General features: G+C 40.1%; 12 protein-coding genes. All 12 read right to left on the bottom strand.

Annotation, left to right across the window (positions count from 1 at the left end):
- Positions 1-5: 5 nt before the first annotated feature.
- Positions 6-1,223 carry an ABC transporter permease gene (locus G608_RS0101700; RefSeq protein WP_026494556.1) on the bottom strand — a complete coding sequence of 406 codons (1,218 nt, stop codon included), beginning with the start codon at positions 1,221-1,223 and terminating at the stop codon, positions 6-8.
- Complete coding sequence (locus tag G608_RS0101695; RefSeq protein ID WP_026494555.1) at positions 1,216-2,862, bottom strand: HlyD family efflux transporter periplasmic adaptor subunit; 1,647 nt, start codon at positions 2,860-2,862, stop codon at positions 1,216-1,218. The genes G608_RS0101700 and G608_RS0101695 overlap by 8 nt, the downstream gene beginning before the upstream one ends.
- Positions 2,863-2,906: 44 nt before the next feature.
- On the bottom strand, positions 2,907-3,860 hold the full coding sequence (locus G608_RS0101690; RefSeq protein WP_081677250.1) for a carbohydrate ABC transporter permease: 954 nt from the start codon (positions 3,858-3,860) through the stop codon (positions 2,907-2,909).
- 3 nt (positions 3,861-3,863) lie between these two features.
- Positions 3,864-4,874 carry a carbohydrate ABC transporter permease gene (locus G608_RS0101685; protein ID WP_242829319.1) on the bottom strand — a complete coding sequence of 337 codons (1,011 nt, stop codon included), beginning with the start codon at positions 4,872-4,874 and terminating at the stop codon, positions 3,864-3,866.
- Between the two features lie 17 nt (positions 4,875-4,891).
- A complete protein-coding gene (locus G608_RS0101680; RefSeq protein WP_026494552.1) occupies positions 4,892-6,256 on the bottom strand; it encodes a PFL family protein in 1,365 nt (454 codons plus the stop codon).
- Positions 6,257-6,266: 10 nt separating this feature from the next.
- On the bottom strand, positions 6,267-6,539 hold the full coding sequence (locus G608_RS0101675; protein ID WP_026494551.1) for an ACT domain-containing protein: 273 nt from the start codon (positions 6,537-6,539) through the stop codon (positions 6,267-6,269).
- 16 nt (positions 6,540-6,555) lie between these two features.
- Complete coding sequence (locus G608_RS0101670) at positions 6,556-7,353, bottom strand: MBL fold metallo-hydrolase (RefSeq protein ID WP_026494550.1); 798 nt, start codon at positions 7,351-7,353, stop codon at positions 6,556-6,558.
- A 70-nt stretch (positions 7,354-7,423) separates the two neighbouring features.
- Positions 7,424-9,586, bottom strand: coding sequence for a cell division protein FtsA (locus G608_RS0101665; RefSeq protein ID WP_051208704.1), 2,163 nt, complete (start codon positions 9,584-9,586; stop codon positions 7,424-7,426).
- Complete coding sequence (gene coaE / locus G608_RS0101660; protein WP_242829318.1) at positions 9,586-10,185, bottom strand: dephospho-CoA kinase; 600 nt, start codon at positions 10,183-10,185, stop codon at positions 9,586-9,588. Before coaE ends, G608_RS0101665 begins: the two co-directional genes overlap by 1 nt.
- Positions 10,182-12,839: a DNA polymerase I gene (polA, locus tag G608_RS0101655; protein ID WP_026494547.1), complete on the bottom strand. Its 2,658-nt coding sequence runs from the start codon at positions 12,837-12,839 to the stop codon at positions 10,182-10,184. Before polA ends, coaE begins: the two co-directional genes overlap by 4 nt.
- A gap of 20 nt (positions 12,840-12,859) precedes the next feature.
- On the bottom strand, positions 12,860-13,183 hold the full coding sequence (locus G608_RS0101650; RefSeq protein ID WP_026494546.1) for a zf-HC2 domain-containing protein: 324 nt from the start codon (positions 13,181-13,183) through the stop codon (positions 12,860-12,862).
- 251 nt (positions 13,184-13,434) lie between these two features.
- On the bottom strand, positions 13,435-14,433 hold the full coding sequence (locus G608_RS22090; protein ID WP_026494545.1) for a fibronectin type III domain-containing protein: 999 nt from the start codon (positions 14,431-14,433) through the stop codon (positions 13,435-13,437).
- Between the last annotated feature and the right edge of the window lie 61 nt (positions 14,434-14,494).

Below are 14,494 nucleotides of genomic sequence, written 5' to 3'. Positions count from 1 at the left end.
AATTGTTAAAAATGTTTCCATTTATCGTTATGATATTTGACTCTGGATTCCATATCATATTTCCAGTCAAGGAATCCCGTCCATATCTGACCGGCTCTCCATTTCCGGTGTCTGTAGCTTTGAACTACCATAATAGCAATCATAATAAATGATACTATTCCGCAAATAAACTGAATGAGAAGCATATATGCGAGAATATTTTCATAAGCTCTCGCATTGTTCTCCCAGTACGGATAAATAATAGGCTTAATCTGCATTGCTCTTTTGTTAAAAGAACCAAGAACATCAATGAGATTCTTATTCTCATATCGTGCAGAATTATCAACTACTTCAACAATATTTGTATTAAGACTCAGCTTCTTAATAAGAAAATCCTTAGCGTAATTATCTACAGGATTAGGCATAACCACCTCCATGCAGATAATACCTTTGCTCTCGGTATTAAGATCCGATTCGCCGTTAGCATCCTCTTCATCATCCTTCTTTTTCACAGTAATACTGCCAATAGTATTATCTGTAGCAAGTACAGATGAATCGATGGTTCCATAGGTAGCAAGTGACTGATATGAAAGATAGATTGTAGGAAAGTTCAGTCCTGCCTGCTTAACAAATTTACCGGAATCTCGTTTTACAACTCCAGCAATATAATGAGGCACGCCCTTTATCATGACCTGCATTCCAACAATATCCACAGATCCAAAAAGCTGCCATGCCAGGTCTTCATCAAGCATTACATAATCCGTCATAAGTGAATCTGAATTGATATAATTACCTGACAGAATCTTCATCGGATGAAACTGGAAAAAATCACCGCCTATGCCTACCGCAAAAGCATCTACACTACGCTTATCTCTGGTTACGGTAACGCTTCCCATTGCACTGTAGCAGTCATTCCAGACAGCGTCACCGGTCTGTTTACTTGCAGAACCATCCTGGTAACCATCAGCAATAATACCTTTATTTATATTGTATTCATATTCCTGTATTTTATCAGCGCTTACATTGGCATCCTCTGAAAATATCAGACTAACCTGTCCGCATCTTATATCATTGGACCATCTTGATCCTTCATTCTGATCATAAATACTATCCGCAATATGCTCCTTAACCACATTCAGTACACCGATAGTTATGATCAATAAAAGTACAATAACTACATATATGATCTGCGATAATCGCAGATGTTTTATCCTGTCCTTTAATCCATTTAAAAATTTACTCATTGTTATTAGCCAGTCTCACCTGATCTCCTGAATTAACAAGACTTGTTGTTGTGGTAATTACATATTCGTCACCCTCAAGACTTCCGCTAATAGCTGCTGTAGTATCATCTGATGCAAGGACTTCAACATCAACTCTGGAAGCGATATATCTGTTTCCAAGAGGTGAGGACTTAGACTTAACCACAAGAATGAATTTACCGTTCTGATCCTCACGAACAGCGCCTGCAGGAATTGTAAGGTCATAATTGTTGGACTTCTCACCAATCTGAAGACTTACAGACTGACCATTTTGAACCTCAGGGCTCTCTATAGAAAATGTAAGTACTTTCTTTGTATTAGGATTCTGAGAATCTGCTTTAATTGACTTAAGTGTTGCTTTGAAGTTGGTGTAATACCATGCGTTCTGAGGCTCAGCAATATCACCTACCTTAAGTCCCTTTGCCTGATCCACGGTAACGGAGAAGCTCATAACCATATCCTTACCGTCAACCTGAATTACAGCGACCTCGTTGTCTGCACTGGTAGATTCTCCTGCCTTAAGCTCAAGCTTTGTGATTGTACCTGCAACAGGAGCTTCAATCTTACCACCTGTGGACTCAGCCTTAAGCTTCTCAACAGTTTCTTTCTGTTCCTCTATATCATCTCTCTGATTGCAGAGCTCAATTTCCTTGCTGATCTCTGTAAGTAGCTCTGTACGCTCAGTTGTAGCTCTTTCAAGTTCAAGGGCAGTCTTATTCTTTGTATCCTGAAGGCTTGCCATTTCTCTCTGATAATCACTGTCAACCTGACCTGCCTGGGTGGTCATCTGTGATACATCTTTTGTGTTACTTGCCTGCTGAATAGAAAGCCTGCTCTTTTCCTCGTTTAGTGCATCGAGCATCTGATCCGCAGCCCAGTATTCAGTATTATATTTTTCATATTTTTTTGATCCGGATTTTTCTTTATCACGCAAATCCTTAGCATGATCCTTTGTATCCTGTGCATCAGATATCTGCTCCTCAATCTGAGCCAGTCTGTAGGTAATCTCAGCATCCTCATACTGAGGTGTAGCTTCATCATAGTTATACTGTGCAGAAGTATAGGACTGTGCCTGAGACTGCTCATCAATTGTAGCCTGAGCAGCTTCGTCTGCAGCCTTTGCAGCATCATATCTGTCACTGGCAGCCTTGAGCTTTGCCTGATAATCATCAAAGGTAAGAGTAACACCGCTTCTGATTCTGGTAATTGATGTATCATCAATATCACCTGAGAAAAGCGCTGACTCATAGGTCTGAGTCATCTCCTCAAGCTTGGATTCAGCCTCTGTAAGCTCCGTAGATTCCTTGTCCTCAAGATAATAAATAATATCGCCCTTATCTACATGGGAACCCTCTGTAACCGCAACGCTCTTAATAACTCTTTCCTGAGAGACCTTAACATTATAAGGATCTGATGCTTCAACCGTTCCAGTTCCCCTGATCATAGGAGAAATATTACCCTCCTGAACCTGCTGAATTGCAACCTCCGGCAATGAAAAATTCATTATGGTATTTGAAAAGAATGTGAGCAAAAGAAGGATTACAAGAAACGCTATTGTAATATCCTTGATAATATCCTTTCTGCTCTTTTTATTGCCGGTTGTACTAACTGCTTCTGACATACCTCTTCCTCTTCCTTTAAAACTTTATAAATATATTTAGATAATTATCCCTTTAATCCGCCCTGATATGAGATACCTTCAACCAGATATTCTTCACCATACAGGAAAATCAATAACGGCGGTACAAGATATATAACTGCTACTGCGAAAGCCAGACTTATCTCACCTGCGTTTATCTTTGACAAGAATACCGAAAGCGGATGAAGCTCATCATTCGATAAAAGAATAAGTGGCTGCTCTACCATGTTCCAGTAATCGATAAATACCAGAATCGCTATGGATATAAGGCCGCTCTTACAAAGTGGCATGCAGATTTTAGAGAAAATCTGCCACTCTCCGGCACCGTCAATAGATGCCGCTTCCATAACCTCCGTGGGTATTCTTCTTATGAATTTCGTCAAAAGAAATACCGCAAAGGGTGAGAAAAATCCTGGGAGCAAAATCGCCCACCTTGTATCAAGTATTCCCAGCCATTGTGAAACCAGGTAATTTGGAACCAGTGTTACCTGATAAGGCATCAGCATCAAAATTATATAAATGAAAAATATGACTTCTCTTACTCTTCCCTGATATCTTGCAAAGCCGTATGAGGCAAGCATTGCAATCATCAGCTGAACTCCAACGATTGGAACTACATAAAGTACACTGTTCCAAAACTTCACCAGATATTCAGGTGATTTAAAAAGCACTGCATAATACTGGCTAAAGGAAACAATATCAGGTATAAACTTCAGGTTTACGGTTTTAGATATGAAAACCTTTCCGCCATTTTCGGTAGTTTTAAATACTGCTCCATAATTGGCACTTATCTCAGAGGAACTCATAAATGAATTCGTGATGGTAAGAATTATGGGTGTCAGGAAAAGTATTGCAAATATTGCCGCTATTATGGTACCGATAATCAGACCATATTTCGTTATTCTCTTTTTTCTATGCGCCTTTCTGATCGCTCTTTCATAAAAGACCGTTTCAGATTTTGGCTTTCTTATTTCAGCCATTTATTAGCCTTCTATATCCCTTCCATATCGGTCTTCTGTAATAAACATAATAAACATTAGTATTACTACCACTATTGCCATCATTATGGCCGATGCCGACAGCTTCTGATAATCCACAGAAGCAAAGGTATTATTCATAAAGTGCTGCATCATATAAAGGGTCTGATAGGGATAATCTCCTGTAAGCAGATAAACCTCTCTAAATACCTTAAACGAATTTATCAGCGACATTATGGTTACAAACAAAATTGTGGATGAGAGATATCTCATCTTTATAGACCAGAAAATCTGTCTCTCAGTGGCACTTTCCAGTCTTGCAACCTCCATCAGATCCTTAGGGACACTTGAAAGGGCTGCCATGAACAGAATCATGTTATAGCCAAGATTCTTCCATAAAAACAAAATAACAACTACTATCTGCGCCTTATCGGATTTAAGCCAGTCAATCTTAGAGGGACCGCCCATCATAAGATAGACCTGATTTATCAGGCCGTTGTAATCAAACAGAACCTGCCATATAAGTACAATTGATGCGATAGGAACCATCATAGGGCTTAGGAAAAAGCTTCTGAACTGGCTCTTGAAGGGAATACCGGATTCCATAACTACGGCAAGAAACAGTGATAAAACAACTGCCAGCGGCACAGCTACAGCAGAAAACATAAGTGTATTGCTTGCCGCCTGTCTGAATGCATTGTTATTAAATACTCTTACGAAATTTGAAAATCCAACAAATTCCTTCTGAATAGGGTTATTTACAAGCGAATAAAAAACAACCACCAGGAAAGGAACCACAAAAAATGTGAGAACTCCGGCAAGAGAAGGGCTAAGGAACATCCAGGAAACAAAGGTCTCCCTTATCTTCTTTCTTGTTGATTTCTTCTGAAGATGCTCCTTTAGATTTACCTTCTTTTTAGGCGCTGCAGTCTGTCCTGCAGCATTTCGCCTGAGCATTCTATTTAATTTTTCGCCGTTATCCTTAACCTTATCAAGGATTTTAAGCTTCTTTTCCATATATACTCACTAAAATTTTAATTTTTAAAGCTATGAATCGGTGCAGGAATTCTTCCGCCTCTGTCTACAAAGGCAGCACAGTCAAACTTATTTACAGGCATAATGGGACCAAATCCGAGAAGTCCGCCAAAATCAACAGTGTCTCCCACAGTCTTTCCGATAACAGGTATAAGTCTTACTGCAGTAGTCTTCTGGTTGATCATACCAATTGCCATCTCATCCGCAATAATACCTGCCAGTGTGGTAGCCTTGGTATCTCCGGGAATTGCTATCATATCAAGTCCAACAGAGCAAACACAGGTCATTGCCTCAAGCTTCTCAAGTGTAAGGGCACCGGCATTAACTGCATTGATCATTCCCTGATCTTCACTTACAGGAATAAATGCACCGGAAAGTCCACCCACATAAGATGAAGCCATTGCTCCGCCCTTCTTAACCTGATCATTAAGTAAAGCAAGAGCTGCTGTTGTTCCGGGCGCACCTGCATGCTCGACACCAATCTCATGCAGAATATCTGCAACACTGTCACCGATTGCCGGTGTTGGCGCAAGAGAAAGATCCACAATACCAAAGGGAACTCCAAGTCTCTCTGACGCTTCTTTAGCCACAAGCTGACCAACTCTTGTTACTTTGAAGGCAGTCTTTTTGATAGTCTCGCAAAGAACTTCAAAGTTCTCGCCTCTAACCTTTTCAAGAGCTGTCTTTACTACGCCGGGTCCACTGACACCAACGTTAATAATCCTGTCTGCCTCTGTTACTCCATGAAATGCACCGGCCATAAAAGGATTATCATCAGGGGCATTGCAGAAAATTACAAGCTTTGTGCAGCCCGAGCTGTCAGTATCCTTTGTTTTTTCAGCTGTTTCAATAATAATATCACCAAGAAGTCTTATTGCATCCATATTAATGCCGGTCTTGGTCGAACCAACATTAACTGATGAACACACAACATCTGTAGATGAAAGTGCTTCGGGAATAGACTCAATAAGAAGCTTATCTGCTGTAGTCATGCCCTTACTTACAAGAGCGCTGTATCCACCAAGGAAATTGATTCCTACATCCTTTGCTGCTCTGTCCAGAGTCTTTGCAATGGTTACGAAATCAGAAGGTGTCTTACACGCAGAAGCACCGATGAGGGCAATTGGCGTAACAGAAATTCGCTTATTTACAATCGGTATACCGAATTCTTTTGAAATCTCCTCACCGGTTTTAACCAGATCCTTTGCGCTTTCATGAATCTTATTATAGATTTTTTCATTAAGTGCATTTAAATCTGTATCTATGCAGTCAAAGAGGCTGATGCCCATTGTAATGGTGCGGACATCCAGATTCTCTTTTTCAATCATCTCATTAGTTTCTGATACTTCGCTAATATTTATCATGATATCTCCTTTAGATTCTGTGCATTGAGTCAAAGATTTCTTCTCTCTGACATTTAACTACAACACCGATATCACTTCCAATATTTTCCAATGAATCAGAAAGATCATTAAAAGCCACTTTACTTCCGGATACATCTACAATCATCATCATGTTGAAATATCCTGATACGATTGTCTGAGAAATATCAAGAATGTTTACATCATTATCAGCAAGGTATGTACATACTTTTGCAATGATTCCTACGGTATCTTTTCCTACTACAGTAATGATAATTTTGTTCATAAGACACTTTTCTCCTCTAAAATTCCAATACCTGTGACAATTCATTTCTGGCAGCAACCATAATAGGGAAATCACTGCCATGATATGGGTTATTGCCCATTTCTATTTCAACCCTTACTGTCTCGTAAGCCAGTTCGGGAAGATTATTTTCTTTACTCAGGTGTCCGAGAATTATTCCTTTTAGATTATCATGCAGGATTCTGCAAAGAAGCTCCCCACTTTTCTCATTGGACAAATGTCCTCTTTCCCCGAGAATTCTCTTTTTCAAATAATATGGATAAGGTCCTGTCTGAAGCATTCTTACATCATGATTAGCTTCTATAAGTACTGCATCAAGTCCCTGAAGGCAATCTACTGTATATTCGTTATAACAGCCAAGGTCTGTTGCTATTGCCATCCTGCTTTTGCCACAGCTGATCCTGTAGCCTACAGGCTCTAATGCATCATGCATTATGGTCATTGGATTGATGGTAAGATCCTTTACAGATAATTTCTTATCTGCCTTGATCTCATGAAAATCAGCGTTATCCATTTCTCTTTTTTTATCGCTGATTCTTATGCCCTCAATTGTTCCCTTTGTGGCATATACAGGAATTTCATATTTCTTAAGAATCGTATGAAGGCCATTTATGTGATCCGAATGTTCATGCGTCACAAAAATTGCATCTATATCAGCCAGAGATAAATCCAGCTTGCTAAGACCTTCCTCTATTCTTTTCTTACTGCATCCTGTATCAACCAGGATATGTGTCGTATCGGATCCAACATATATACTGTTTCCGCTACTTCCACTGGACAGACTAGTCAGTCTCATTAGTTAAATCTCCGTTTTAAATATTATCGATAAACTGTGAAAAAAATGTGTTTATTGTATGAAGAAAGAGTTATTTCCAATAAACTTCAATTTTGTCACCCTCATGAATAGCCTGCATATAGTCAGGTGTACCTCCGTTAAGTGTAGTAACGATTGACCTTCCATTGGGCTTACTGAGGTCAAAATCTATTACATCAAATATATCTACAAAGATATAATCTGATTTACCGTGAAGAGTTATGGGCTCATTATTTACAACTACATGAAGATCCCTGGTAATTACTCTTTTTGAAGGAGCAGGTGCAGGCTTCTCTCTTTCTTCTCCACCTGAAATACTATAACTGCCATCTTCATTTTCTTCAACTTCCAAATCTGCATCGGCATCATAAGAAGACTCTTCATTCTCCTGCTCAATAGCCACCATGTCTGCATCCGGGAAGTTCTGGTAGTATTCAAGCACAGCATCCTTACCACTCTTGAATTCAACCTTGAAGTTCTCATATACAGGAGTATCCATACCTGCAATTTCATTATTTACGGTTATTACGGTATCCTCTGTAAGCTCAATATCAAGAAGCCTTGCTATCTGCTCAGCTGTCTCATAATCAAGTATTTTGATTTCATCACCGGATTTGATATTGTAATAGCCGGTCTGAGGCTCACCGTTTACTTCAGCGGTTCTCGGTACATCAATGCTCTTACCGTCAACGGTAATATTGAAGGTGCCTTTAAATTCATTGACGTCCGCAAGCTCGCTTCTGCCGGGCTTTCCTACTGTCGAACTCTGAACCTCAATAATATCATTTGCATGAATCTTGGTATGTATGTCAGCAGGTGATCCGTTAAGAGTGATAACAGCAGATTCACCGGGCTCACCTCTTACCATTCTCTCCTGTCCGTTAACTGAGAATCTAAGTTCTTCACCACGCTTGGGGAAAAGATCCTCATTGGGGAAATCAGCCTGCATAGCGGCATCAACAATGGCAAGCTTACCATTGTCATAAATCTTTGTCTGCTGTCCGTTAAAGGAAACAAATACAAAGTTATTGGACTGCTCATAGAAGCTTACACAAATACCGAGAGGTGTTACCATAAGTGAGTCGCGCTCAACCTCAGAATTTTCCTCAAGGAATTTGATATTTTTCATTACTTCCTCACCGCGAAGTGCAACACGTTCCTCCGGAATTTTCATTTCCTTGGCAAGGGCCTTGGTATATCCGGGAACACATCCGCCTCCGCCAACGACAAAGACAGCACTTACAGGCTTGTTGCCGTTAAGCTGCTTTATCTGCTGAGTAACCATCTTGCTCATCTTTTCAACAAGAGGCTTTATCATCTTTGCTATTTCCTTAGAAGAAATAGTCTTCTCAAGTCCCATGATATCTATGTATTTAACCTGTTCCATGTGGCTTGCATCAATTTTTATCTGATCTGCCGTATTAAAGTCTACAAGGCAGTGCTGGGCGATAATCTCTGTAATTGAATCACCGGCAATGGGAAGCATTCCGTATGAAGTAATTGTTCCATCATCGGTGATACAGATATCCGATGTACCTGCACCTACATCTACAAGGGCAAGATTAAGCATTCTAAATTGCGGAGGAATAGCAACCATCATAGCAGCTATAGGCTCCAGAGTCATATTTGCTACCTTAAGATCAGCTCTCTCACATGCCTTATAAAGTCCATCCACACAGTCATCAGGAAGGAATGTAGCTATAAGGTCAAGTGCAACTCTTCCGGCATTATGGCCCTCAAGATTGGCAATCTGGTAATCATCCAGATAATAATGCATTACAGAATATCCAACCAGATAAAACTTCATGTCCGACTGGTTCTGCTGTAAGAACTCCTGGTATGCCTTTTCAACCGCCTTGGATTCGAGGTTATAAATCTCTTCCTGCGTAAGCTCGCGATTGTCTGTGTATTCCTCTTCGAAATTAGTCTTTACGGTACGAAGTACACGACCAGCGGCAGCTATACATACATCAGTAAGATGTATCTGAGTTTTCTCCTCAAGTGCTTCCTTTACTTCTCTGATGGTAGCTCCAACCTTACCGATATCGTGGATCTGTCCGTCAAGCATGGCTCTGGTCTCATGCTTTCTGACAGTCTGAGCCATTACATTAAAGGTATTATCCTGCATATAGCCGACAGTACCCACAACGCTCCTTGTTCCGATATCCAGTCCGAATACCACCTTCTGTTCAGATTGTTCACTCATCGTAGCCATTAGTTTTCCCCCAGCTTTAAATCTATACAGCGATGCATCCCTTCTACATCGCCGCTGTTATCTATTACAAAATCAGCATGCTGTCTGAATTCCTCATCTGACAGCTGACCCTTTAAAATATCATCGATCTTTTTATCGCTATAACCTCTTGAAGCTTTAAGCCTCTGTCTTCTTACCTCTTCGTCAGCATATACATACCACATCTCATCAACTATTTTATCGTAGCCGTTTTCGATAAGAAGTGCTGCCTCTATGAAAAGATAATCGAGCGTATTCTTTTTTCTCTCTTCCTCTATCTGATCAAAAATAAATCTGTTCACTGCCGGATGCAGAATATCATTTACCTTGGACAGAAGTCCTTCATCAGAAAAGATCATCGACGCCATTTTTGCCTTATCAATCTCGCCGTTAACATCCAGAACCTCCGTCGATAAAAGCGAAACTATCGGTTCATAACAGGGCTGACCTTTTAGCTTAATATCATTGGCAACCTTGTCTGACAAAATAATCCTGCAATTGCAGTTTTTTTCAATATAATCAAGTACTGTACTCTTTCCGGCACCCACGCCGCCGGTGACACCAATTACCTTCATAATCATTTAGCCTCGAACCAGTCAGTACCAACATGGCAGTCTACATCAAGCGGAACCGCCAGATTTGCTGCATTTGCCATTTCTTCCTCAAGGATAGCTTTAATCTGCGCTTCCTCAGACTTAAGTGTCTCAATTAAAAGTTCATCATGTATCTGAAGTATCATTCTGGATTCAAGCTTCTCATCCATGATTCTTCTGTAAACACGAATCATTGCAAGCTTCATAATATCTGCAGCCGTTCCCTGTATGGGAGCATTCATGGCAACTCTTTCACCAAATTGCCTCTGCATGAAATTACCGGATTTAAGCTCAGGCATGGGTCTTCGTCTTCCATAAAGCGTAGTGGCAAAGCCCTTTTCCTTAGCATCTGAAATTGCTTTATCCTGATAGCCTTTCACACCGGGATATGTTGCAAGATATTCCTCCATGTATTTCTTGGCATCAGCTCTTGATATATTAAGGTCTTCGCTCAATCCAAAGGCACTGATTCCATAGACGATACCAAAGTTTACAGCCTTGGCATTTCTTCTCTGAATATCGGTAACTTCATCAAAGGGTGTATGGAAAACCTTTGACGCTGTAATCCTGTGAATATCCCTGCCTTCATGATAAGCATCTATCAGTCCCTGATCCTCAGACATATGGGCCAGTATTCTAAGCTCGATCTGTGAGTAATCCGCATCGGCAAAAACATAGCCTTCCTTAGGAACGAATACTTTTCGTATGGCTCTTCCAAGCTCGGTTCGCATGGGAATGTTCTGAAGATTAGGCTCTGTTGAGCTAATTCTTCCGGTGGCTGTTATAGTCTGATTAAAGTTGGTATGAATTCTCTCATCATCCTCAATATAAGCAGCAAGACCATCTGCATAAGTGCTCTTAAGCTTGGTTAATCCTCTGTATTCCAAAATATCAGCAATGATAGGATTCTCCGGAGCAAGCTTCTCAAGGACATCTGCAGCGGTTGAATAACCAGTCTTAGTCTTCTTGCCACCCTTTAGTCCCATTTTCTCAAAGAGTATCTCTCCGAGCTGCTTAGGTGAATTGATATTAAACTCTTCACCTGCAGCGGTATGAATATTCTTCTCAAGTTCAGCGATTCTGCCTGTCAGTCTCTCACCATAGGCAGCAAGCTCTTCTCTCTTAACAAGAATTCCCTCTCTCTCCATATCGTAAAGTATGTAAGTAAGAGGCATTTCAATATCATAGAAAAGAGAAAGCATTTCTGTCTCTTCAAGCTTTTTCTCGATTACAGGAGCGCTCTTATAGGCTACATAAGAAATATAGCCGGCATACTCTTTTCTTTCATCTATTTCAGCGTCGGCCATACTCTTTTTACCAAAAATCTGAGTCTTAGATCTGATGGGCAGTTGAATGTGTTCTCCTGCAACATCCTCAGGACTGTAGTCATTCTTCAAAGGATTAAGCAGATATGCTCCAATCAGCACATCAAAGCATCCACGCTCATTTCTTTTGTAATTCTCTACTTCATAGGGCTTAAAGAAGGGATAGGCATGCTTAATATCAAAGAATGAAAGTCTTACATCCTTAGACATTGAGGAAAGCTCCTGGCCTATAAGCTCTGCATTTATACTGCTTCCTTCAAGATAAAAAGCCTTTTTATCATCAAAACAAACGGCTATTCCGATAAATTCATCTTCAGCCAGAATGCCTATTCCAACAAATCTATCCTGCTTGCCTGCAGCATATTCACGGGCACCTGCAAATATTTCTTTTGCTTTTGCCTCATCACTTACAAGTTCAAATTCAATATCTGATTTTGTCTGTGTTACATCATTCTCAAATTTGCCAAGGAGATTTCTGAAGTTCAGCCTCTTGAACATCTCATAGGCATCTCGTGTGAAAATATCATGAAGCTCAGCATTCTCAAAGCTGTAATCAAACTCAGCATTTACATTTATTGTAGCAAGGACCTTGCTCAGATCACATAGATCTCTGTTGTTTGCAAGGGATTCCTTAATAGCCTTTTTTGTAATGTTTTCAAGATTATTATAAATATTCTCAATTGAACCATATTCTGCCATAAGTCCCATGGCAGTCTTCTCGCCGACCTTGGGAACTCCGGGGATATTGTCCGAAGAGTCGCCCATAAGCGCCTTAAGCTCAATAAATTGAAGAGGTGTAACGCCGTAAAGCTTCTTAACATCCTCTGCAAAATAGTTCTCTATCTCAGTACCACCGGCCTTAGTCTTGGGAATTCTGATGCAAATATGCTCAGAAGCTATCTGAAGAAGGTCTCTGTCTCCCGAAACAAGACGAACCTCCATACCCTGAGCTTCACCTCTTTTAGCAAGAGTTCCCAATATATCATCAGCCTCAAGTCCCGCTTTTTCCATGCGACAAATACCCATGGTATCAAGAACCTCTTTCATAAGAGGCACCTGAGATCTGAGTTCTTCGGGCATAGGCTTTCTAGTACCCTTGTATTCTTTAAAAATCTCATGTCTGAATGTGGGAGCATGAACGTCGAAGGCGACTGTAAGATAATCCGGCTTCTCCTCATCGATCAGCTTAAACATCATGTTAAGGAAACCATAAACAGCACCTGTATGAATTCCCTCTGCGTTTGTCAAATCCGGAAGTCCGTAAAACGCTCTGTTTAATATGCTGTGTCCGTCAATTAAAAGTAATTTTTTCCCCATTTTCCCAACCAACTTTTTATTCAAAGGATAAACGCCAACGCTATGGCAACAACAATTTCAATAACAACAAGCACCTGTAAAAAGAATGCTGTTTTAATAAGTCTTTTTCTGGTACCAAGTCTCTGATAAGCTCTGTTCATAACAAGCTCAAGTTCATGGCTCAAATTAAAATTAGTACCATCCTCCAGGCTTTGAGTACCTGTCTCAACAAGAAACTGTATCGTAAGCTCTTCTTTACAGCTCTTGCAGCTCTCTATATGTCCCAAAAAGATCTCCAGCGCCCGAACATCAAGCTCGTCGTCCAGAAATCCCGGTATCATTCTCTGAAATTCCTTACAATCCATGGTATCCTCTGTGTGCCATCAAGGCTTCACCCCAATATATTGTATGAACATAATACTACCGAGCATACTTATAACCAATATATAGAATACACTAAAATGTCCAAAGCTACAACCGTGAAAGCTTATTAATGTACGCCGGTTGGCGTGCCAAAGGGGACGGTTCTAAATGGCACATATTTTTGTGCCATTTAGAACCGTCCCCTTTGGCATGCCAGAACCGCTACCCTTTAGCAGGATTACGGTTTAGCGAATCACTTTCCCGTCTTGAATTTTGTTATCTTTGACCATTTGCCGTATCTGTAGCCTTTTGCAGACTTGTTGTATGCTCTTACTCTTGAATAATAAGTTGTATTTTTATTAAGCCCCGTAACCTTTCCGCTCTTTTTGTTCTTTCCTGAAACCATTACAGACTTAACATTGTTTTTGAATTTCTTGTCAGTAGCAACCTGAATCTCGTAGCCCTTGCAATTCTTTGATGTCTTTTTCCAGAAAATCGTGCAGCCGTTGCCCTTCTTCTTAGCCTTGATACCGGAAATTTTAGCAGGTGCTTTGATTGACTTGTCAATTTGAGCCGTGTCACCGGAAGCACCACTCTTCCAGGTATAGGTCCAAATTGTTTTTATAACACCATAATCATAATTGTTTGTGCAAAATATCAATTCTGCTTTTTCACCATCTTGTTTACCACTGGGTATTGTGCAACTAAAACTATCTTCCGCAGTTTGTCTGTTTGGATAAACAGTAAATACATCAATCATTGTTTCATCATCTTTTGTGTCTGAAATAAAATATCTATAGCCATCGACATGACTACTATTCCACGTAAGCTGAGCTCTATATTGTAATTCTCCCTTAGCAGAGACTGTCATTTCGTTATTTTCTATGCTTAATGTCAGAGGCAGTGTAACTTTACTATCACCTGTAATTGTTGCAGGCGGAATAACACAGGTACCGATAAAATCTGCTTTATACCATGTATAATTTGCATAGTCATATCCAGTTAAATAATGATAAACCTTTGAATCCTTTTCATCATATTTATTGTTCATAATGTATTTTTTATCTTCTGTACCATCTTTGTAATAATCTACATAGCCGGAATATTTCACGTCATGAGATTCAACTACCCAGGCTCCGGTACTTCCAGCTGCTTTACTTTTTATTGCTATACTGTCTGATGCACATACAGCCAAGACAAATAGCGAAAAAGCAAGGGACAATCCCAGTATTCTTTTAATATTTCTCTTCATAAAAAAGCCCCCTTTCTATAGTGCAAATTTGATTATATTAATTCTATCATGCAGGATATTT

This window comes from Butyrivibrio sp. WCD3002 (assembly GCF_000424265.1).
Lineage (GTDB): Bacteria > Bacillota > Clostridia > Lachnospirales > Lachnospiraceae > Butyrivibrio.
This window is presented reverse-complemented; position numbering and strand designations above follow the sequence as displayed.

Excerpts from the sequence above, each read along its gene's own strand:
- G608_RS22090 (WP_026494545.1), bottom strand. The coding sequence starts at position 14,433 with ATGAAGAGAAATATTAAAAGAATACTGGGATTGTCCCTTGCTTTTTCG.
- G608_RS0101700 (WP_026494556.1), bottom strand. The coding sequence starts at position 1,223 with ATGAGTAAATTTTTAAATGGATTAAAGGACAGGATAAAACATCTGCGA.
- G608_RS0101670 (WP_026494550.1), bottom strand. The coding sequence starts at position 7,353 with ATGAGACTGACTAGTCTGTCCAGTGGAAGTAGCGGAAACAGTATATAT.
- G608_RS0101680 (WP_026494552.1), bottom strand. The coding sequence starts at position 6,256 with ATGATAAATATTAGCGAAGTATCAGAAACTAATGAGATGATTGAAAAA.
- polA (WP_026494547.1), bottom strand. The coding sequence starts at position 12,839 with ATGGGGAAAAAATTACTTTTAATTGACGGACACAGCATATTAAACAGA.
- G608_RS0101690 (WP_081677250.1), bottom strand. The coding sequence starts at position 3,860 with ATGGCTGAAATAAGAAAGCCAAAATCTGAAACGGTCTTTTATGAAAGA.
- G608_RS0101650 (WP_026494546.1), bottom strand. The coding sequence starts at position 13,183 with ATGGATTGTAAGGAATTTCAGAGAATGATACCGGGATTTCTGGACGAC.
- G608_RS0101685 (WP_242829319.1), bottom strand. The coding sequence starts at position 4,874 with ATGGAAAAGAAGCTTAAAATCCTTGATAAGGTTAAGGATAACGGCGAA.
- G608_RS0101675 (WP_026494551.1), bottom strand. The coding sequence starts at position 6,539 with ATGAACAAAATTATCATTACTGTAGTAGGAAAAGATACCGTAGGAATC.
- coaE (WP_242829318.1), bottom strand. The coding sequence starts at position 10,185 with ATGATTATGAAGGTAATTGGTGTCACCGGCGGCGTGGGTGCCGGAAAG.
- G608_RS0101665 (WP_051208704.1), bottom strand. The coding sequence starts at position 9,586 with ATGGCTACGATGAGTGAACAATCTGAACAGAAGGTGGTATTCGGACTG.
- G608_RS0101695 (WP_026494555.1), bottom strand. The coding sequence starts at position 2,862 with ATGTCAGAAGCAGTTAGTACAACCGGCAATAAAAAGAGCAGAAAGGAT.